Here is a 21,472-nt window from a genome sequence, read left to right on the forward strand (position 1 = left end):
CGCTACCGGACGGGCTTTCCACCCGCAAGGTTCCAACGAAAGGTTTCAGATTAGCTTCCGTTCATCTCATCCCCCTTTCCCAAGCTTCTTGGCGCAATCGGATCGACCGCAGTTGCGAAACTACGTCGGTCGGGCGGACCGCCGCAGGTTAAGCCGATGACAGGAATGCAGCCACGAGCGTTGAGCAAACAAACCAACAGCCAAGCGTCGCGGCCGCGGCCATGCGGGTCAGACTGTTTGCCATAGCTGTATGTCGGCGGCGGATCCCGACGGCGCCCGCAGGACTTCTCACTCTTTTGAGTTCCGCGCGGCCTGAAATCGCGTCGAATCACTGCGGCGCAACCAAATCGGGATTCGGATGCAACAGCGCATCGACGATTGCCACATAGGCCAGCTTCCGCTGGTTGTTGGAGTCGAAGATCAACGGATTCTGCCGGAAGCGCCAGGTGCGGCGGTCACTGAGGCCCCAAAACGTCACGCGTTCCACCGCATCCTTGTGCTTGATTAAGATTGCGAACAGCCGCGCATAAGCATCCGCTTGGGCCTTGAGCGCTTTCGTAGAAGCCGGCGCCACACTGCGGCCGCCAAACCCACCGCCGCGCCAGCCGGGACCGGGGCCGAACTGGCCCCCCGAGGCGCCGCGAATCGTCACGTCCAGCTCGGTGATGCTGACTTTCAGCCCCAGCGAGGCATAGTCGGAGATGGCGCTGTCGAGCGCGGCATAGGGCACACCCGTGGTACTCCAGTGGCCTTGGATCCCCACGCCCTGGATCGGCGCGCCGTCCTTGATCAGGCGCTTAAGCAGCACCATCGAACTTGCGTGCTTGGGATCGGCCTCGATGCCGTAGTCGTTGTAGTATAGCTTGGCGTCAGGGTCGGCTTCGTGGGCGAATTTGAACGCCAGCGTCAGGAACTCCGGTCCGATGGTCTGCATCCATCGGGAATCGCGAAGGTTCTCGGTTTGGCCCGTTTCTTCATTGCCACCGTCATTGATGGCTTCGTTGACGACATCCCAACTCAGAATCTTGCCTTTGTAGCGGCCCACCAGCGTGTTGATATGGTCTTTCAGGCGCTGCGTGACCGTCGCCTCGTCGCCGTTACGGAAGAACCAGTCGCTCGTCTGGGCATGCCACACTAGGGTGTGGCCATGGACGGCCATGCGGTTGTCTGCGCACCATTTCACCAGGGCATCGGGTCGCTCAAATCTCCAGGAGTTCTCGCTCGGATGAACCACGGCGGGCTTCATGCAGTTTTCCGGCGTTACGATGCCAAAGTTCTCTTTGGCGAGGCCTTTTTCCAGATCCGAGTAGTTGCCAGGTAGATCGCCCGCCATACCGATCAGAAAGTGATTCCTGTACGTGTCCTTGATATTCGGGCCATGCTGGTCCACCGCCGGCGCCGAGTTCGGTGAGCTGGAGGGCCGGGATGCGGGCTCTGCGGCCATGACCGCTACGGCGGCCAGAAGAATGGCTCCCACGCCGGTTGCTAGAACCGCAACCCGACGTCTGCTATGGGGACTCATTCCTTCTCCTTTCTGGAACGGCAGTCATAACCGGAAATTGATGCAAACCGGCGGTGAAAATATCATCCTCTCGCGCTGGAGACTTTGCAACTAGAAGGAACCGCTGAAAGATGCCATTGTTGTCAAATGCGGCGAGCCACAGCAAGATTTGCGAGTCCATCGCTGCATCTGGTTTAAGGGGGCACCATCATCCTTTGAATGACAACGATCGGCGGAACCATAATGTCCGCCACCGGTCTTTCAAAAGAGCTGAGAATAAGTCGACGGTTTGGCACGACCCCTCCTAGATGGTTATTGTCATCGACCACGTAGAAATAAATGATCCGTGCTTCCGACGACTTTTCCCGCACGGAGGTCAGTGCTTCACCGACGGTCTGACCAACCCGCAATCAGATAAAGTCAGTCCGCATATGTTCGGTATCGTTCGCTGCATGATCACAATCACATCAATTCTCAACTGCACCCCGCCAATCGCCTTGGCGGCCCTGCTCGCCGTCCTGCCCGTTCGGGCCGACACCGCCCGGAATCCGATCATTTTCGCCGACGTTCCGGACATGGCGATCATTCGCGTGGGCGACAGCTACTTTATGAGCAGCACCACGATGCACCTCAGCCCGGGGCTGCCGATCATGAAGTCCACGGACCTCGTGAATTGGCGGTTCGTGAGCTACGCCTACGACACGCTTGATGACGTTGACGAACTCAACCTCAGCAACGGGAAGAACGCCTACGGGAGGGGCTCGTGGGCCAGCAGCCTGCGTTATCACGACGGCACGTTCTACGTCACGACGTTTTCCGGCACGACGGGGAAGACGTATGTCTATACGACGAAGGACATCGAGAAAGGCACGTGGAAGGCCTCGTCGTTCAAGCCCGGGCTGCACGACCACTCGCTTTTCTTCGACGATGACCGGCGAGTCTATATGATCCACGGCAGCGGCGAGATCAAGCTCATCGAGCTTGCCGCCGACGCCTCGGCGCTCAAGCCCGGCGGGGTCAACCAGGTGATCATTCCTGACGCCAGCTCCGTGGCGGGTCCCAACGTCGGCCTGAAAGCGGAGGGATCCCAGATCCACAAGATTAACGGCAAATACTACTTATTCAACATCACCTGGCCGAAGGGCGGCATGCGCACCGTGATTGTCCACCGGGCGGACAAGATCACGGGTCCGTATGAGGGCCGAGTCGCCTTGCAGGATAAGGGCGTGGCCCAGGGCGGCCTCATCGACACGCCGCAGGGCGATTGGTATGCCTACTTGTTTCAGGACCACGGCGCGGTTGGCCGCATCCCATTTCTCGTTCCGGTCAAGTGGGAGGATGGCTGGCCGGTGCTGGGCGTGGACGGCAAGGTGCCCGACAGACTGAATCTTTCCGGCAGCACGGGCTGCATCCCGGGCATCGCGGCTTCCGACGAGTTTGACCGCCGCCCCGGCGAGCCCGCGCTCCCGCTGGTCTGGCAGTGGAATCACAATCCCGACAACAGACTCTGGTCACTTACCCAGCGACCAGGCTTTTTGCGGCTCACTACCGGGCGTGTCGATGCCGACTTCCTTTTGGCTCGAAACACCCTGACGCAGCGGACCTTCGGCCCGAAGAGTTCGGCCACGACGGCCATGGATTTGACCAATATGCGGGACGGCGATTTTGCCGGTCTCGCCCTGTTGCAGAAAAGGTACGGCCTAGTCGGCGTCAAAGTCGATGGGAACGCCAGGTCCGTCGTGATGCTAAGCGCCGCGTCCGGCTCGCCGGTCGAGGTGCAGAGTGTTCTACTCGCCCAGAAGATCGTCTATCTGAAGGCCGACTGCGATTTCAGTGGCCGTGCCGACAAGGCGCGATTCTTCTACAGCCTCGACGGCAAGACGTGGACTGCGATCGGCGGATCCCTGAAGATGACCTATACGCTTCCGCACTTCATGGGCTATCGTTTCGGTCTGTTCAATTTCGCAACCAGGACCGCAGGCGGATTTGTGGACTTCGACTTCTTCCGCGTGAGCGACGGGATCACCGCTGTCGAGTAAGGCCGCAACAACGTGGGGCCACAGGCATCATGCCTGGGCAGCGACTTTCACGTAACAGGTTGTCCCCTTGCCCCTTGGTATGGCAAGAGTTCCGACAAAGGACCGTTTTTCGGGAAGGGTCAGCGGGAAGTCCTGGCGGCCACGCGAACCCGTCACCGGCCTTGCCACTTTTTCATAACGAGTCGCAACCTGGCCCGGCGGTGGAGTTGGGGCCGTCGGTTCATTGCCGGTTACGACTCGGAACTTTTTCACCAAATTGCGGATTTCCAGGCGGCCGACCTTTGTACGATTCGTCCGGTAACTCAGGGCATTACCGATTGACCGCGGAGCTGCCACATCGATCAGAGGAGGAACCACACAACCACCCTTATCCCAATAGCGAGCCAGTCACTCGCGGGCGCGAATGGGCAGACAATCGCTCTCATTCGTCAAAGACAATGCAGACCTTACCGGTCTGCCCCTTATCCGCGAGTTCGTAAGCACGCGCCGCGTCGCGTAGCGGTAGCCGTTCGGTGCAGGTGACCTCGGGATGGACATTCCAGCGGTCGAGACGTTCAACCAACTGCTGCAAGTGGTACAACGACGTCACCCAGGATCCAAAGAGCGTGATCTGCTGATGGATCAAAACGGGCGACACATCGAACTCAACTTTATTTCCCTCGCCGACAAACGCGCAGCGTCCCCATTGTCGCGTGCCTTGAAGGGCCAAGAGCCGTGCCGCCGGCGCCCCCGAGCAATCGATACTGACTTCACAGCCCCTGCCGCCGGTGATCGACTTGATCTCGGAGAGGCTTTCGTCGTCGGCCGAAAATGTATAGTGGCAGAGTCCCAGATCTTCGGCCAGGGCCCGCCGTGAGGGGGCAATATCGATCCCGATGATCGGCTTGGCTCCCATGGCTTTGCCAAGTTGTGCCGCGGCCAATCCCACGGGTCCGAGCCCCGTCACGAGAAGCCGATCGTCGCCGCCAAGTTTCATACGCGTGAGCGCTTCGTAGGCGGTGGCTGTTCCGCACGCACAGAGGGCGCCGTCGATGTAACTCAGGCTGTCGGGTAAAGCAATGCAGTTGTTCTCTTCCGCCAGAAGAAACGCCGCGTGGCCGCCATGGCGTTGCCAGCCGTAAGCAGCACGGTTTTGACTTTGGCAACTGATCATGTAGCCATGCCGGCAGTCTTCGCAGACGCCGCAGCCGCTGATGTGGTAGATGACGACCCGATCCCCCACTTTGCATCGTTTGCAGCCGGGGCCGACCTTGACGATTTGGCCGCTTGGCTCATGCCCGGCGATCATTCCCGCTTGGTAGCCTTCAGGTCCTTTGCCAAGGTGCGCGCGATAGATGGCGCGAATATCGCTGCCGCAGATCGAACTGGCCTTGGTCTTCAGCAGAACTTGGCCGTGACCCGGTTCCGGGATATCGAAATCTCGAAACTGCACGGTGCTGTTGCCGGGTAGAATCAAGCCTTGCATCGTGGGCATGACATCTCTCGTAAGCTTGGATCGGTTGCTTGTCCGCAGTTCGTCACGGGGGCGTGATCTGTCCATTCACATCCCACAGATCCTGCCAGTCATGTCCCGGTTTCCAGAGGAACACCTGGCCTTTGATCAACCGGCAATTTCGATCGATCCCGGCGATCTGCGACATTTCGTCGTCCGTCAAGGGCGGAGAGAGCGTCGATTGCAGATTGGCCAAGTAGTTCTTCCGCGTCACGGAAAATGGAATGGGGACTTGGCCGCGCTGCACGGCCCACTTTACACAGATCGTTGCTGGATGGCACCCGATTCTTTGAGCGATCTTGACGATCACGGGATCTTCAATGTCGACGGTATCGTCGGGCGTGATGTCGCGGTCGGGTCGCTTGGGGGCCCCGACCGGTGAATAGCCGATTGGCAGGAATCCGTTGTCGATGACGAATCTGAACAACTCCGGCTGCTGAAAGTGCGGATGCAGTTCCATCTCATTGACGGCCGGCTTGATCTCTGCGTCTCGCAGGACGAGTTTGAGCTTGGGAATCGTCATGTTCGAGGTGCCAATGTGCCTGACCAGACCTCGCTCCACCAGCTCCTCCATCTGCCGCCACGTTGCCATGTAGCGTTCGTGAATGTAGGGCTTGGCGTCCGGACTCCGGCTGTTGACACTGCACTGAGGCGGGTGAAAGTTTGGAAAAGGCCAATGGATCAGGTAGAGATCCAGATACTCCAATTGAAGATTCTTAAGCGAGGCCAGGCACGAGTCCATGACTCGATCGTGCATGTCGTTCCAGACCTTGGACGTTACCCACAGGTCTTCCCGCCTGACGCCGTTTTGGAGAATCGCGGTAAACGCCTGACCGATTGTTTGCTCGTTGCCATAGACGCTGGCACAATCGAAATGGCGATATCCTACGATGGCGGCTCCCAGAACTGCCTCCGCAACCTGCTCGGCCGAAAAGCGGTCGGAACCGAATGTCCCCAGCCCAATGGCGGGGATTTGGCTGCCCGTGTACAACTTCTTCGTCGGTACCATCCTCGCATCGACACCGTCCGTAACGGCTAAATTTGCGAGGGGCGCATCGATTGCCATTCGTCGACCTCCAGACTTCGTTAGCCAGGAGGTGGATCAAGCGATTGTCGAAATCGAGATCGTCCCAGGTCAACCATTTGATTTCACCGATTCGAGGGGCCGTCTCGGCCGACCAGCGCCGGCGACAAACTGATCGCGCGGACATTGATCGCCCGCCACTTGGCAGGATCGTGGGCGCGGAGTTCGACGCTCCCATCGCCGGCCGCCGGAACTTCGACGGAGCCTAAGTCGACGTCGGAGAACTTATCATGGGAGCCGGTCGCCGGCGCTTTTCCGGACACGCGCTGGCCAGCGACGACAATATCGAACTCGGCCTCTCCCATCGCCGCACACGCGGTACGGACTTCATATCGGCCCGGCTTATCGAAATGCACTTTCCAGGAGGCCCAATCCCCGGCGTTATCCCAGAAGCCGATGTTCTGGCGGCCGCCTTTTTCTTCGGTGGCGATTTTGTCGCCGTGCAATTTGGCGTCCTCGGGCTCGAGGACCAACCGGCCGCGGTTGTCAGGCGAGGTGGCTCTCGCGGCTGGCGTGTACGGAACGTTGGTCAGCGCCGTACCGACGATTTTAAGCCCGGTTGTATACTCGGAGATCTTCTTGTCCGGCAGCGTCACAATTAACGCTTCAGGCGTCTGCTTCCACTCGACCTTGCCATCGTAACCCAGCAGGGCGATGTTCTCGATTTGATTCACCTTCGTGCCGGCGGGCTGCGCCAGAGCGTGAATCACAATCTGCCGATCTTCCGGCCAGCCAAGAGCGATCGCATAGAGAGTGGCGCCCTTGGTCGTGAAGCGGATTTCACGGGCGTCATACTGAAAATTCTCGCGGAAGGCGCCGCCCTTCACTTTCACCGTGCTTTCGCCATAGACGAACCAGGGCCGCGTGCCGAAGATCGCTTCGCCATGAATCGCATTCCATTCCGCTAGTTCCTCGAGCATCTTTTCCACTTCAGGATCGAGCGAGCCATCGGGCCGCTGCACCACATTCAAGAGCAGATTGCCGTTCTTGCTCACGTTGTCCACGAGCCGATGGATGACCCAACTCACCGGCCGGAACTTCCAGTTTCGGTTGTAGAACCAGTCACCGATCGACGTGTCGGTCTGCCAGGGGTATGGATCGATGTTCGGCATGATGCCGCGCTCGAGATCCTCGACCCAGCGGCCCTCGGATTTCTGCTTGCAGTTGTAGACGACATCGACCTTGCCGCCGTTCATGGCCGCGCTCGTGTTGTATAAATGTGCGATGAGGCTGCGACCGACTTCGTTGCCGAACGGAACCGCGCCATCACTATAGAGCAAGTCCGGATGGTAGTTGTCGACCAGCTCCTTGATCTCGGCGAACCACTGGTGTTGCCAGCGCGGGTCGTTGCTGTACCAGCCGGTATCGCCGGGCTTGGCGGGGAAGTGATAGAGATCCTGATATTTCGGATCGGCGCCGTCGTATGGCATGCCGGCTTTTGGCCCAGTCTTGTCGGAACGGTGGCTGGATTGAAACCACGTGAAGCTGGCGCCGAGATGTTCCGAGACGCCAAAACGCAGGCCGTATTTCTTGGCTGCCTTCTGCCATTCGCCGACCACGTCGCGCTTCGGCCCCATGTTCACGGCGTTCCACTGGTGCAGCTTCGAGTTCCACAAAAAGAAGTTGTCGTGGTGCGAGCCCATGCTGACGAAGTAGTGAGCCCCGGCCTTCTTGTACAGTTGCATCAGCCGGTCCGGGTCCCACTTTTCGGCCTTCCAAAGAGGAATGATGTCCTTGTAGCCGAACTCCGACGGATGGCCGTAATGCTCCAGTTGATATCGATAGTGCCGGCTGCCTTGCTCGTACATGCCGCGGGCGTACCAGTCGCCGTCCATCGGCACAGCCTGCGGGCCCCAATGCGCCCAAATGCCGAACTTCGCGTCGCGGAACCATTCGGGGCACTGGTACTGCTTGAACGAATCCATCGTGGGCTGGAAAGGCCCTTCGGCGATTGTTAGCGGAGTCTGCGTAATATCGCCTTTCGGCGCGGATTCAGCGGCGTACAACGTGAGAGGCGCCCAACAGCAGCCCACAGCAGCAATGGCAACGACTTCGCAGAGCAGCTTCCGCATGGAATAAGCCTTTCGCAGTTTGAATCGCCAGTAGAATTCTCTCTTAACCAATCGGACTCCGCGGCGACGCGCCGCCAAGCCGAAAACGATCGAACGCCTGACCTTTTAGCGCGGAGTGCGATTACGAATCCGCACGCGCAGCTACGCTCCCGCCGCTCGCTTTGCTTCCCAATCGCGGGCGTTCGTTTCGCCGTTGCGCTCGAATTCGATCTTGCCCTTGATCGTGTCGCCCTCTTGTTTGCCGGAGTACTTGCTGGTGAGCTTGTTGCCGTTGAACTCCCGGGTGACTGAGAAGCTGATGTCGCCGTTGCTGTACTTGGAGTCATCGATGGCGGCCTCGCCGTTGCGGCCGCTGATCGTGCCGGTCAGCTTGTCACCGTCGAGCTTGAGCTTCAGCGTGACTTCGCGGCTATTGTTGCCGAACGTGGTGGTCCATTTCCAAGTGCCCGTGGGATTGTCGGCCGCGGCCGCTTCTCGGGGCGGCGAGTCGGCTTGAGCCGTCGCGGGCGCGCTGATGAACAACAGCGGGGCAAACTCGTGCAGGCAGCGGCGCCATGTGAGCCACTCGTGCGCCGTGCCCGACGATTCGTAAAACACATTCTTGATTCCCGCCTTGTCAAGCGCCTCGTGATAGTTCTTCATGCCGTCGTGCATGCGCTGCCCTTCCGCCGTGCCGACGCCCAGCCAGACCAGATGCACCTTCTTGTTGAACTCATCAGCATTAACCATGACGCCGTTGTTGGCCGTCTTCAGATCGACGGGGCCGCCGCCGAAACCGCCACCCCCGCCGCTGAACCCACCGATGTAGCTGAACAAATCCAGATGCTTAAGCGTAATCTGGAACGTTTGCATGCCGCCCATCGAGAGGCCGGCCATCGCGCGGTGGTCGCGATCGGGGATCGTGCGATAAGTGGCGTCGATCGTCGGGATGAGGTCGTTGACCATGACCTCTTCAAACGCGCTGAACTGCCGGCTGAAGTCGGGGCGTGGGTTCTGGCCCGGGCCGCCGGTGCGCGGCGGGCCTGACGGGACGGCCGGGTCGCTAGGCCGGCGCGCGTAGCCCTGCTCCATGATGATGAGCATCGGTTTCGCTTTTGCATCGGCCAAAAGGTTGTCGAGGATGAAGCTAACCCGCCCCTGGTTCGGCCAGCCACGCTCATCTTCGCCGCCGCCGTGTTGCAAGTAGAGCACCGGGTAACGGGTATCGCGATTCGTGTCATAGCCCGGCGGCGTGTAGACGAAGATTCGCCGCCACTGCTGCGTCGTCTTCGAGAAATACCATCGCTCGCGGACCTCGCCATGCGGCACGTCCTTGGGCAGGTAGAAATCGACACCCTTTTCCGGAATCTCGATGCCGCTGGCGTCCTTGCCCGTGCCGTAGAAACTCTCGCTGGAAGGGTCGGCAACCTCGGCGCCGTCAATGAACACCCGGTAGTAATGGAACCCCGGGACCTGCGGGTCGGTCGTCGCGGTCCAAAAACCGTCGTCGCCTTTCTGCGCGGGATAGCGCTTGGGCGTAAAGAAGCCGAATTCGACTTTCTGGGCGTCGGGCGCTTTGATTCGGAAGGTGACGCGGAAATCACCGTCGATCTTCGGATACTCTTGGCCGCGAATGTTAGTCGAGGCAGGAACGGCGTCGGCGGGCTTCGCAGTGCCTGACTGTTCCGCGGCTGCGGCGAAGACAAGAGGAAGCAGCGCGGCGAACGACTTGGTGTTCATCGGTGGACCTTACGATTTCGTTGGATGAGATTTCGACCAGCGAAGCGCCCGGGGCACGGGAGCGCCGGCGCCATTAGTCTCAACAGCGCCGCGTGATTATGGCGCGCCTATGATGTGTTGTCAAAGCAACCCGTGCGGCGCGTCGGAGTGACGCACACTTGACGCCGACTTGGCGATGATCGTGAAGCGGTTGCCGGTGCTGCCGGCGGACGCCAAGGCGGCAATCCTAGTGGTTACCATGACCCTGTTTCCGATCGAGACTCCGGAGTTGGTGTCCGAGCGATAAGGTCACGGCGCGCGAACAATGGAGCATCAATTGCCAATCGGTTTCTGCGGCTTCACGCAGAATTGACAATTCACACCGTCGGCTTGCAGTCGGTGCCGTCCGTCACTAAATTAGAGGAGTCCGGAACACGTCTGTCCGCCGCGCCGGCATCGGCAGCTTGTCGATGTCAGTGCCCAAGAGGTGCTCAGTAAGTTTTGTCTGATGTACCCGCTCTGCTTAGCGCCGGCGAATCTCGTCGCGTTTGATGAGATCGAGAAACGGTTAAACCGATTCGAGCGGATCGTCGATGGTATCAGCACCGCCGGGGCTCCTGCGAATAGACGCTCGGCGCCGGACTTGTCAGCCAATGAGAATTGGAGCAGTACCCGTAAGCACCGCCAAAAATCGTTCTGACCTTTTCACTCTCCTGGAGCGGGATCTCGCAGTGTAGCTCTACGCGCGGATTTCGGAACCGGCCGCTGGCACCAGGGCGCCATTGACCGGTAAGTGCGAAAGAATAAGAAGATGGATTTGCACCTCTTCGGCCGGCTTGGCGGCTGGCGGCGGGTATGGACCAGCGGCGGCCGCCATCATTCGGGTACGTCGGCGATGCGCCAGCGACGTTTGACGCTGGAGTCATTGGAATCGCGGACGTTGCTCTCGGCCGCGACGATCAACTGGGCGACTCAGTTGCAGGCCATTGCCGGTTTCGGCTCGTCCAGCGCCTGGAATAATCTGGGGTCTCTGGACAGCTCGCAGCAACAGTTGTTGTGGTCGACGACTAACGGGGCCGGCCTGTCGATCCTCCGCAGCAAAATCCTCTCGGACACCAGCTCCAGCAGTTGGGAAATCGACTCGATGCAGAAGGCCCAGGCGATGGGCGTGACGATCTTCAGCACGCCGTGGGGCCCACCCGCCGCGTGGAAGAGCAACGGTAACGTCGCCGACATCGTCAACGGCGTCGCCACCGGCGGCTACTTGCTTTCGGCCGATTATCAAAACTACGCGAACTGGTTGGCGCAGTACGTCATCAACATGCACAACGACGGAATCACGGTCTACGCGGTCTCGATGCAGAACGAGCCCGACTGGCAAGCCAGTTACGAGTCGTGCCTCTGGACCGCGCAGCAGTTTCACGACGTGCTCTCGATCCTCCACGACACGCTGGCCAGCGACGCCGCGACCTATCCTTATTTGGCAAACGTCAAGATCATTCTGCCCGAGGAGACCCACTGGGACTCATTGAACTTGGTCAGCCAGGTGATGAGTGACCCGACGGAGTCGAACTACGCGAACCTCATTTATGCCGATCACACGTACGGCGATTACAGCAACAACAACCCGATCACCGGCTTGAACGGGCACCAGATCTGGGAGACCGAACATACCGGCACGGACCCGAGTCAGGGCATTCAAGCGGGACTGGACGAGGCGACGAGCATCTACCATGTCGTTGCCCAAAACCAGGCCAGCGCCTATGTCCATTGGTGGACCAACGCGGGGGGCGGTGCCGGCCTGCTCGGCGGGAATTGGCAATCGACGAAGCTCTTCTCGGCGATGGAGAACTACTCGAAGTTCATTCGGCCCGGCTGGGTACAGGTGGGCGAGAGTGACGACGGCGGGCTGGACATCAGCGCCTATAAGAATCCCGCCACGGGCGACTTCGCCACCGTGCTGGTGAACACCTCGTCGTCGGCGATCACGGAAACGATCAATCTCAATGGGGCCTACTCGCCCGAGCTGACTCCCTGGGTGACGTCGGCCACGTTGGACGTGGCCCAGCAGCAGTCGATTCCCACGACGGGCAACGGCGGCAGCTACACGTACACGATCCCCGCGAAGAGCATCGTGACGCTCACCGGCAACGCGACAACGACGCCCGTGAGCGAAAAGCCGGTCGGACTGCTGGCCTCGGCGGCGACGACCAGCTCGATTACGCTGTCGTGGACGAACAATCTCATCGGCGCCGCCGGCTATACGGTGCAGCGCTCGACGAACGGCACGACGTGGACCACGCTCAGCAGCTCGCTTTCATCGAGCACGTTCACTTACACCGACTCAGGGCTGCCGGTCAACGCGCCCTTCTACTATCGCGTCCAGGCCAACAACGGCACGCTTGACTCGAACATCGTCGCGGCGATGACGCAGCCGCCGGCGCCGACTAACCTGACGGCGAGCTACAACGCGTCGAACCAGAACGTGACGTTGAACTGGACGAAAAACGGTTTGTCGACCACGGACTACGCGGTCGACGTTTCCACCGACGGCGGCGTCACGTGGACCATCCAAACCGCCGGCATTTCTTCGGGTTCGGGATCGGCGAGTTACACGGACACCTCGGCCCCGGAACTGACCACGCTGCAGTACCGCGTCCGCGCGGTCTACGGGTCGAATTCGTCGGCGCCGACCAGCGTGGCGACTGTGACGACGACGGTCTTGAAGGCGCCGACGGGTTTGAGCGTCACGGCCAGCGGCAGCTCGGCGGTCCTCATGTGGACCGACGGCACGACCACCAATTCGACCGTATCGGTCGAGCGTTCAATGGACGGCACGAACTGGACCGTCATCGCCTCGGTCAACCACGGCGTCCAAACCTATACCAATTCGCCGGTTACGGAAGGTGGGACGTACTATTACCGCATCCGCAACTACGATAGCGCGGCCATGCCGCCGACTTACTCGGCATACAACACCGCTGCGGCAATCACGATACCGCCGGCCGCGCCGACGCACGTGGAAGTGGTGTTTTCCCCGTTGCCCACGCTGATGGCCAGGGTGCTTTGGGTCAACAATTCGACCAGCGACACCGATTACGAGGTTGACCGCAGCGGCAACGGCGGCAGCACCTGGACGACGCTTAATAACGCGCTGCCCGCCAACAGCACGAGTTACACCGACGCGACCGTGACCGGCGGCCAGACCTACGAATACCGCGTGGAGGCGCTGACCAATGCGCTGCCGTCCACGTCGGCGGCGACGCTTTCGGAGACGGCGTCGGCCCTGCCGGCGCCCTATGCGCATGGCGATATCGGCGACGCGGGCACGGTGGGATTGGCGGGCTCCGTTAGTTATGACTCCTCGACCGGCACCTATACGCTCAATGGGGCCGGGGCCGACATCTGGAACGCCGCCGACGGCTTCCAGTTCGCCTACACGACGCTGACGGGCGACGGCCAGATCAGCGCTCGCGTCACTTCGCTGAGCAACACCAACGCCTGGGCCAAGGCTGGGCTGATGTTCCGCAATGGCACTGGGGCCGACGCAGCCTTCGCCGACGTGGTGGCCACCCCCGGCAACGGCGTCAGCTTCCAATGGCGCGCCACGGCCGGCGGCACGCCCGGCTACGCCCAGGTCACCGGAATCACTGCCCCGGTCTGGCTGCGGTTGATCCGGGTCGGCAACCAGTTCAGCGCGTATTACTCGCCTGACAACGTGACTTGGACGCAGATCGGCGGGAGCATCTCGATCGCGATGGGAACGACCGCCTATCGGGGCATGGTCGCCTGCTCACACAGCAGCAGCCAGTTGGCTGCCGCCACGTTCACCAACGCTGCGTTGACGGGCACCGGCAATCAAGCGCCCACGGTGGCGACGGCAGCCGCGGCCAGCCAGTTGCCGCCGCCGAATGCAGCAACCGCGAACTTGAGCGTGCTGGGCGCTGACGATGCCGGCGAGGGGAACCTCATTTACTCCTGGGCCACGAGCGGCATACCGCCGGGCGCCGTGGTTTTCAGCGGCAACGGGCAAAACGCCAGCAAGAACACCGTCGCCACGTTCAGCGCGTTCGGAAGCTACTCCTTCGTGGTCACGATCGCCGACCAGTTCGGGATCTCGACGACCAGTTTTGTCAATCTGACGGTGAACCAGGCAGTCAGCAGCATCGTTATCAGCCCCAGCGGCGTGACGCTCGCTCCCAACAACCAGAGGCAGTTCACGGCCACGGCCTACGACCAGTTCGGCGCCGTGTTTCCGACCCAGCCAAGCTTCGTTTGGTCCAGCTCCAGCAGCAACCTCGGTTCCATCAACGCCGCATCGGGACTTTACTCCGCCAACAATTTGCAAGGCATCACCACGGTCACCGCCACCGCCGGTACCGTGAGCGGCTCGTCCACAGTGAACGTGACGACGCTCCCCGCGCCGTTGGCATGGTATGCGATGGATGCCGCGTCTGGTTCGACCGTGGCCGACTCCTCCGGGCACGGCTACAACGGGACCGCCATTGGCAGCTACAGTTGGACGGCCGGCGAGACCTCCAACGCGCTGGCGCTTGGCGGCGGTTACGCCACGCTGCCCGGCGCTTTCGCCACGTCGCTCCAATCGATCACCAACTTCACGATCGGCGGCTGGGTCAGGCTGACCAGCATCGGCAATTGGGCTCGCCTGTTCGACTTCGGCACGGGAACCAACGACTATATGTATTTGGCCCCCGCGGATGGCAACGGCTATGTCCGCTTCGCGATCACGACCGGCGGCGGCGGCGCCGAGCAACAACTGACGACGACGACTGCGCTAGCAACCAACACCTGGACGTTCTTGGCGGTTACGCTCTCCGGCACGACCGGCACGCTCTACATCGACGGGGCCGCGGCCGCAACCAACAGCTCGATGACGCTCAACCCCAGCAGCCTCGGAAACACTTCGCAGGATTACCTCGGCAAGTCGCAGTACACAGGCGATCCGACGCTCCAAGGGAGCCTCGACGACGTGCGGATTTACAACGTCGGCTTCTCCGCGACGCAAGTCACCCAGCTCTACGATTCCTACTTCCCGCCCACCGTGGCCACGCCGGCGGCCGCCAACCCGCCGACGGTCACGGGCACGACTTCGACCCTTTCGGCTTTAGGCACGTCGAGCGTCAATCTGCCTCTCACCTACACGTGGTCTCCGATCGGCACTCCGCTCGCGCCGGTCACGTTCAGCGTCAACGGTACGAATGCGGCCAAATCGACGGTGGCCACCTTCAGTAAGGCCGGCATGTACACGCTGGGCGTTACGATCGTCGACAGCTATGGGCAGTTCGCGACCAGCAGCGTTGCGGAGAACGTCCAGCAGACGTTGACCGGTCTCTCGGTTTCGCCCTCGACCGCCAATATCACCGGTGGCGGCAGCCAGCAGTTCACGGCCACGGCCAACGACCAGTTTGGCCGGCCAATGGCGTCTCAACCGACCGTCACGTGGACGCTTCTTTCCGGGCCGGGCAGCCTGACTAGCGGCGGTTTGTACACGCCGCCGTACGCCAGCGGTTCGGCCACCGTGCAGGCAAGTGCTGGCGGCTTCGTGCAGACGGCGTCCGCGAATTACGCCGCGCAGGCCCAGTGGAACGCCGCGTCAAGCAGTTCCTGGACTACCGGCGGCACCTGGACGGATGCCTTCACCAGCGCCATGCTGGCCGCTCCGGGCGTTCGCGGGCTGACCGGCGATACGGTCTTGTTCGCGTCAAACATGGGTCCGATCGCGACACTGGATGGGGCCAGCCCAACGCTGGCCGGCATCACCTTCGACTCCGCGACGACCAGCTACACCATTGCCCCAGGCTCCGGCGGCAAGCTCCAAATGAACGGCGGCACGAGTAACGCGTCGATCCGAGCGGCCACCGGCAGCCATTCCATTGCCGCCCAACTCAGCTTGCTGAGCAACTTGACCATCAGCGCCGCCGCAGGCAGCTCGCTGACGATCTCCGGCGCCATTAGCGGGACTGGCCAATCCCTCACCAAGACAGGCGCCGGGACTCTGACGCTCAGCGGGGCCAACAGTTTCACCGGCGGCACGACGGTCACCGGCGGATCGCTCGTCGTCGAGAGCGGGGCGTCGCTCGGCGGCAGCCTGGCGATCAGCGGCGGAAGTGTCGTCACGATCGCCGCCAGCGATGCCAATGGAAATCCGCTGAATGCCGTGGCGGCTAGCAACACCAGCACGGCGATCGACGCAACGCCCAGTTCTCCGCAGCCGGCCCCGACGATTGCGGCCAGCCGGTCGGCCGTCGCAACCGTCTCTGCACTGACCTCGACCACCGCTTCGTCGGAGCCGCCGATTTCTGTCGCCGTCGCGCCGAGTTCTCACGGTTCCTCTGGATCAGCATCGATCGTCAACTCAAATCCTTCGGATTCGGCTGGCCTGGTTGCTTTGCAATCGTCGAGCGAGATCGTCCGCGTGTCAGACTTCACTTTTCCCGTGAGCGAGGAGAGCAAACGGTCATCATTGCTTACGAGCACTGGCGTCTCGTCGACTTCCGACGCGGCGACATTTCTCGAACGGCAAACTGCCATTGCCGCAAACGGAAATGGCGAGTTACTTCGTCGCGACGCCGTCGCGGCCGCGTTCGCGGATGCTGATGTTCTGGAGTGGGCGGCCTCGACGCCGACCTCTCAGCCTTCGGCGGCCGACGCCGATATCTCCCTATTGTCCGACGATCTGCTCGCTGCGATCGGCCGACAATGGCGAAGCTGAATCGGGGCCGGGCAACGCGATCTTTGTCTTGGCCGGTTACTCGCGGCTGCTTTTTAACTTTTGAACCGTGCTCGACGCGTCGGTCGGATCGACCGAAGTTTTGTGTTGCGTCGGTCGGCTCAATCGACGCTGCGAAACCGCGTCGGTCGGGCGGACCGCCGCGCCCAAGGAGCCAGGTGGTCCGAACTGCCGAGCGATGCCGCGGTCCGAATGCGGTCTATGTTAGGAAAGGAGTCGCTGGGGTCCGAAGCTGGGAAGCTCTGGTACGACGATTTCTCGTCCGGGAGTCAGATGGAGAGCGACCATAACGTAAAAGGCTTGCGCGTCACAATCACTTGTCCCTTGCGAGAGACCAAAGTCTGACCCCGTCACTGCCGCCGCTCACGAGGGCCGTCCCTTCGGGAGAGAAGGCGATCGAACCGACCCAGTTGCCATGCCCGCGGAGCGTGCGCCTTAACTCGCCCGTGACCGCGTCCCAGAGCATGATCTCCTTCCGGATCGCGGCCGCCACCGTTCGGCCGTCGGACGAGATGGCCAACCCCCGCAGCTGGTCCCCGCCGGAAAACTCCCGCAGCACCGTCCCGGTCTGCACGTCGAACAGCCGGACGGAGCCGCCGGTGAAGCCGCACGCCAGCCGCTTGCCGTCCGGTGTGAATGCCACGGCCCACACCTGCTGCTCGTCGGCACCAAGCAATCGCCGCTGCTCCTTCCCCGTCTCCGCGTCCCACAGGACCAGTTCTCCCGCCGCACCTGCCCCGTCGCCCCCGCCGGCGGCCACGGTCTTGCCGTCCGGCGAAAAGGTCACGGCGAACACCCAGCCGGGGAAGCCGCGGCTCGGTTTGGCACCGGCCGGAGGATCGGGCAAGGACAGCGCCCGGACTTCCGTCCCCTTCCCTACGTCCCAGAGCCGCACCGTTTTGTCGGAACTCCCGCTGGCCAGCGTTTTGCTGTCGGACGAGAAGGCGATCGTGTGGACGATCTCGGTGTGGCCCTTGAGTGCGCCTGCTTCCCGCCCGGTCAAGGCGTCCCACAGCCTGATTTCCTTGCCGCTGCCTGCAGCGGCAAGGAGGCGGCCGTCGGGGGACCAGGCGACCGCCCGGATGACGCCCGCCGGCTGGGTCGCGGTGCGGACTCGCTTCCCGGACGGGGCGTCGAAGACCGTGACGTCACCGTCCGCGTTACCGGTCAGGACCATCCGCCCGTCGGGCGAGAAGGCCACGGGGCCGCCGCGCGTTGTCAGCGCGCGCCCGCCCGGCACAGGCGACGAGTCATCACCGCAGGCAGTCGCAGACGCGGCCGCCAGACAGCACAGGGAGAATGTCAGCAACCTTCGCAGATGGAACTCCGATCACTGCGGGTAGGAGCCTCGTGGACCGAGTTAACTAGTCGTCAAACTTATCATTCGTTAATTGTAACGCGGGTTGATATTGAGAGGCCGAGGTCCGCCGCCTGTTAATGGCCGATCTCACCGATCTTTCAATAGGTTGGCCCGGCATGGGTGTCCGCGGCCCCATCGACTGGGAGTGCCTCTGAACGAAGCAATCGCAGCCTGGAGTTGAGCTACTCGCTGATCGATTGCCGGACTGGCGACGGGATTTGAACTACTTAATCACGCGGCGTGGCAGGATGTTGCGTCAATCCGCTCGGATAAGTCTGTGCAGCAAACCGTGCCGTTTGAACATGGTTTACGAGCGATAATCTTCGTCGCGACAATGAGAAAGCGCTTCGACGTTACCGCCGAAGGGCTTCCATCTGAAAAAAGTCGGGGCGACAAGACACCGTTAGAACTTTTTATCGGTGGAGTCCGCGATTGGGAAGCCGGGTTGCGGCGAGATCTTTGTCAGGTTGCCGGACGATAAATGACTGTAACGCCGCGCTTGCCGACCGGGTCCGCCAGGCTGACATTGTACTTCGGGAAAACCAAACAGGGGCCGCGGTCAGGTGCAGCGCCTGGCTCGGAGCGCCGCCCGGCTGCTGCCGGTCACTGCCCCGGGTGCTTGATCCCGACCGCTGCGGCGGCCTTCAGGATGTACTCCATCTTCGGCCGCATCTCGCCAGAGTTCCGGTTAGTCCGAACCCTTGGCGACCGCCTCCGCCTTGACGAGGAATGCCAGCACCTTCGGGTCCATGCCAAACTGGGCACAGAGCTTGTCGCCCTGTTCCGTCCACATTCGCTTCAGGGATTGTTCGATTCCCTTGTCGCCGCCCGTGAACTGGTTTACCAGGTCCTGCCGGCGTTTCATCAGCGCCTGCACCTTTGCATCGGCGGGATCGGTGCCCTTTTCCATCTCGGCGGCCAACTGCGACCACAGCTCTGCCCAGGCGGCGGTCCCCTGGCGGGCGCGCTCGGCGGCCTGCTCCGGGTTCGCCTCCCAGCTCTTCTTGAAATGCTCCAACTGCTCAGGCGTGTAATACTGCTCGATCATGTTCATCCCTTCAATCGCTTGGAGAAACTCATCGGCGGAGACCTCCCCCGCCATGTCCAAGTGCTCGGCGAGCGTTTCGAGCCGCTCGCAGAGCTTCCGTTGCAGTTCGATCTGTTCCCGTAGGCGCGCGACGTGAAGGCGAATCACCTCCAACGGCGCGAAGCCCGGCAGGTCCAGGCAGTCGCGGACCTCCTCCAGCGCGAAGCCAAGCTGGCGCAACGACAGCACTTGCTGCAAGCGGGCGACATCCGCGGCGGTGTAGAGCCGGTATCCCGCCTCGGTGTGTAGCGACGGCGTCAGCAGGCCAATCTCGTCGTAATGGTGGAGCGTGCGCACCGTAAGCCCGGTTCGCTTGGCCAGTTCACCCACCTTCAAGGCCTCAAACTTCATGGCGATTCCCCCTGCCGACGCCCTCGGAAAAAGTCTACGACGGCATGGTACGGCCTCACGTTACGTGAGGGTCAAGAGCAAGATTGCGAAAAAAACTGGATTCCTGGCGCGATGCAACTGGGGACGGGATTTGAACTGCCAATCACGCAATGGCGTAAGAAGTTGTGTCAACTCGCCTCGAACATGGGGCCACCGCTTTTCGCGATTTGAACTCTATCCCCAACGCGAAAAGTCGTGCCCCCACAATGAGAAAGCCCTTCGACGTTCTCGCCGAAGGGCCCATTTCTGAAAAAAGTCGAGGCGACGGGATTTAAACTGCTGCAGTTCCTACTGCAAAGTGCATCATGTGGCGCGCGTCGGTCGGATCGACCGAGGTTGCGAAATTACGTCGGTCGGGCGGACCGATGCGAGCAGGCTGGCGAGCATACAACGATTTTCGCGACATTCTCACTCGCACAGGTTTCGAAGCCGTCTAAGACCCCTTTTCAGCTTTCTGACCATTTTGTATTTCCCGATTTGCGAAAGCGAACCGTGAAAACTCCGGTCGCGCGAGCCCGAGCCGCCTCTTCCCCACCGGGGAGCGCGTAAATCCAATGCATGAGAAGAGGACATCGCATTGGAACCTCGTTCCGATGACCTGTCTCTATTACAATGGGCTGCGTCAAGGAGCCCGCGCATGTCCGATTCGCCCTGGTCACTTTCCCGCCGTGAGGTTCTCGCCGCGCTTGCGGCCGCCGGCCTGGCGCCGCTTGTCACGGCGCGCCGCTGATGCCCGCGAGCCGTCCGACTCCAAAAATGATTGACCGGGCGATGAGGTGGGTGCAGCTCGCACTGGTCGAGACAGATCCCGCGACGTTCGATCCGGACTGGTGGCTCGATCTCTTCCAGCGCGTTCACGCCGATGGCGCGTGCATCTCCGCCGGCGGCCACTGAACCGCGGAAACCGGAACGACAATCCGGCGGATCCAATGAAGAATCGTCATGGCCACGAAGAGGAATATGCCCATTGCTGCCGTTGAGGGTTCGGGAACTGCAACGCCATTGTTGAGAGACTTGATTACCTCGTTGCCGTTTTGCTGCTCGATCGCATATTCCCAACCCGGCTCCAGACCCCCAACGTTAATCTGAGAAAACGAATCGGCGGAGGTCAAATTGCTGTCGCTGAGGATATCGAACGTATCGCCGGTGGTCGGGGCGAAGCCGTTGATAAAATCGAGATTCAGTTGGGCGCCGGAGTCCAGTTCTATGTTGCCGGTGATGTCGAGTTGATCGTACTCGCCGGAACCAGCGCCCGCGATTTGCAGTTCAAGTTCACCGCTGCCCGTTTGCTGGTAATCCCCCACGATGGTGAGCGTTTGCGGGTCGCCGGGCGCAACGAAGCCACCATTGATGAACTTGCCATTGACCTTCCCCGATCCCCCAAGTCTCCCGCCCAGGAGAGTTACCTGCCCCTGAATCGACCCGTTATCCTTAACCATGCCCCCGAACCCAATGCTCATGCTCCCAGCCGCCGGCGGGATGATCACTGTCCCGATGCTCGCCGTCCCTCCACCCGTGAGATCGACTCCTCCCTGCGGTCCAATCGCCAGCGTCGCCGTCGAAACGCTGGCGCCGCTCGAAAGATTCAATGCCGCCAGGCTGCCTGTCGGTCCAACTACAATCGCCTGCGCCACCGATAGAAATGCCGGCGAGTTCGTCGACCCGCCCGCCCGCACTGACCCGATGCCATTAATAGTCAAAAATCCAGCCGAGACGTTCGCCCCGGCATTTAACACCAGGGAACTCAAACCGCCGCCTCCAACCGTTATTGATTGCGAACTCGTCGTCGTCAGACTTCCGTTGCCGACGACCACCTTCCCCGGATCATTTGCCGACGTGCCAATATTAATCGGACCCAGAACGTTCACGGTCCCGCCGCCGTCGATCGTCAATTGCCCCGGCCCGCTATTGCCCACGGTCAGGCCGTCGAGGCCAACCTGAAGCGTAGCGCCCCCTAATACCGCGTTGCTCGAAGAAGACCCGTTGAACGAGCTTAAA

At 61.3% G+C, this 21,472-nt stretch carries 10 protein-coding genes; 2 read left to right on the top strand and 8 right to left on the bottom strand.

Features of this window, described 5'->3' with window-relative positions; genetic code table 11:
• Window positions 1-328: 328 nt before the first annotated feature.
• Entirely contained in the window at window positions 329-1,477 is a 1,149-nt protein-coding gene (locus tag VGY55_09935) for an endo-1,4-beta-xylanase (protein ID HEV2970300.1), read from the bottom strand.
• A gap of 476 nt (window positions 1,478-1,953) precedes the next feature.
• On the opposite strand from VGY55_09935, the gene VGY55_09940 reads away from it, so the two are divergent.
• Complete coding sequence (locus tag VGY55_09940; protein ID HEV2970301.1) at window positions 1,954-3,540, top strand: glycoside hydrolase 43 family protein; 1,587 nt, start codon at window positions 1,954-1,956, stop codon at window positions 3,538-3,540.
• 421 nt (window positions 3,541-3,961) lie between these two features.
• Here VGY55_09940 and VGY55_09945 read toward each other — a convergent pair whose 3' ends face one another.
• From VGY55_09945 to VGY55_09960, 4 genes are all read right to left on the bottom strand, one after another.
• The gene (locus VGY55_09945; protein ID HEV2970302.1) at window positions 3,962-5,014 is read right to left on the bottom strand and encodes a zinc-binding dehydrogenase; all 1,053 of its coding nucleotides are present in this window, start codon (window positions 5,012-5,014) and stop codon (window positions 3,962-3,964) included.
• Window positions 5,015-5,057: 43 nt separating this feature from the next.
• Window positions 5,058-6,041 carry an aldo/keto reductase gene (locus VGY55_09950; GenBank protein ID HEV2970303.1) on the bottom strand — a complete coding sequence of 328 codons (984 nt, stop codon included), beginning with the start codon at window positions 6,039-6,041 and terminating at the stop codon, window positions 5,058-5,060.
• Window positions 6,042-6,181: 140 nt separating this feature from the next.
• Entirely contained in the window at window positions 6,182-8,188 is a 2,007-nt protein-coding gene (locus VGY55_09955; GenBank protein ID HEV2970304.1) for an alpha-L-fucosidase, read from the bottom strand.
• Between the two features lie 141 nt (window positions 8,189-8,329).
• Window positions 8,330-9,907, bottom strand: a complete 1,578-nt coding sequence (locus VGY55_09960) for an alpha/beta hydrolase-fold protein (GenBank protein HEV2970305.1) — start codon at window positions 9,905-9,907, stop codon at window positions 8,330-8,332.
• A 790-nt stretch (window positions 9,908-10,697) separates the two neighbouring features.
• Here VGY55_09960 and VGY55_09965 point away from each other — a divergent pair.
• On the top strand, window positions 10,698-16,619 hold the full coding sequence (locus VGY55_09965; GenBank protein HEV2970306.1) for a LamG-like jellyroll fold domain-containing protein: 5,922 nt from the start codon (window positions 10,698-10,700) through the stop codon (window positions 16,617-16,619).
• 331 nt (window positions 16,620-16,950) lie between these two features.
• Here the strand turns inward: VGY55_09965 and VGY55_09970 are convergent, their stop codons facing one another.
• The 3 genes from VGY55_09970 to VGY55_09980 all read right to left on the bottom strand — a co-directional run.
• Window positions 16,951-17,814, bottom strand: coding sequence for a WD40 repeat domain-containing protein (locus tag VGY55_09970; GenBank protein ID HEV2970307.1), 864 nt, complete (start codon window positions 17,812-17,814; stop codon window positions 16,951-16,953).
• A gap of 871 nt (window positions 17,815-18,685) precedes the next feature.
• Window positions 18,686-19,435, bottom strand: a complete 750-nt coding sequence (locus tag VGY55_09975; GenBank protein ID HEV2970308.1) for a MerR family transcriptional regulator — start codon at window positions 19,433-19,435, stop codon at window positions 18,686-18,688.
• Window positions 19,436-20,328: 893 nt separating this feature from the next.
• A partial coding sequence (locus tag VGY55_09980; protein ID HEV2970309.1) for a hypothetical protein occupies window positions 20,329-21,472 on the bottom strand: 1,144 nt, incomplete at its 5' end.

This window comes from Pirellulales bacterium, assembly GCA_035939775.1.
Classification (GTDB): Bacteria; Planctomycetota; Planctomycetia; order Pirellulales; family DATAWG01; genus DASZFO01.

What these genes read in the sequence shown, in the direction of transcription:
- VGY55_09940 (HEV2970301.1), top strand. Translation starts at nt 1,954, where the DNA reads ATGATCACAATCACATCAATTCTCAACTGCACCCCGCCAATCGCCTTG.
- VGY55_09945 (HEV2970302.1), bottom strand. Translation starts at nt 5,014, where the DNA reads ATGCCCACGATGCAAGGCTTGATTCTACCCGGCAACAGCACCGTGCAG.
- VGY55_09950 (HEV2970303.1), bottom strand. Translation starts at nt 6,041, where the DNA reads ATGGTACCGACGAAGAAGTTGTACACGGGCAGCCAAATCCCCGCCATT.
- VGY55_09955 (HEV2970304.1), bottom strand. Translation starts at nt 8,188, where the DNA reads ATGCGGAAGCTGCTCTGCGAAGTCGTTGCCATTGCTGCTGTGGGCTGC.
- VGY55_09960 (HEV2970305.1), bottom strand. Translation starts at nt 9,907, where the DNA reads ATGAACACCAAGTCGTTCGCCGCGCTGCTTCCTCTTGTCTTCGCCGCA.
- VGY55_09965 (HEV2970306.1), top strand. Translation starts at nt 10,698, where the DNA reads ATGGATTTGCACCTCTTCGGCCGGCTTGGCGGCTGGCGGCGGGTATGG.
- VGY55_09970 (HEV2970307.1), bottom strand. Translation starts at nt 17,814, where the DNA reads ATGGTCCTGACCGGTAACGCGGACGGTGACGTCACGGTCTTCGACGCC.
- VGY55_09975 (HEV2970308.1), bottom strand. Translation starts at nt 19,435, where the DNA reads ATGAAGTTTGAGGCCTTGAAGGTGGGTGAACTGGCCAAGCGAACCGGG.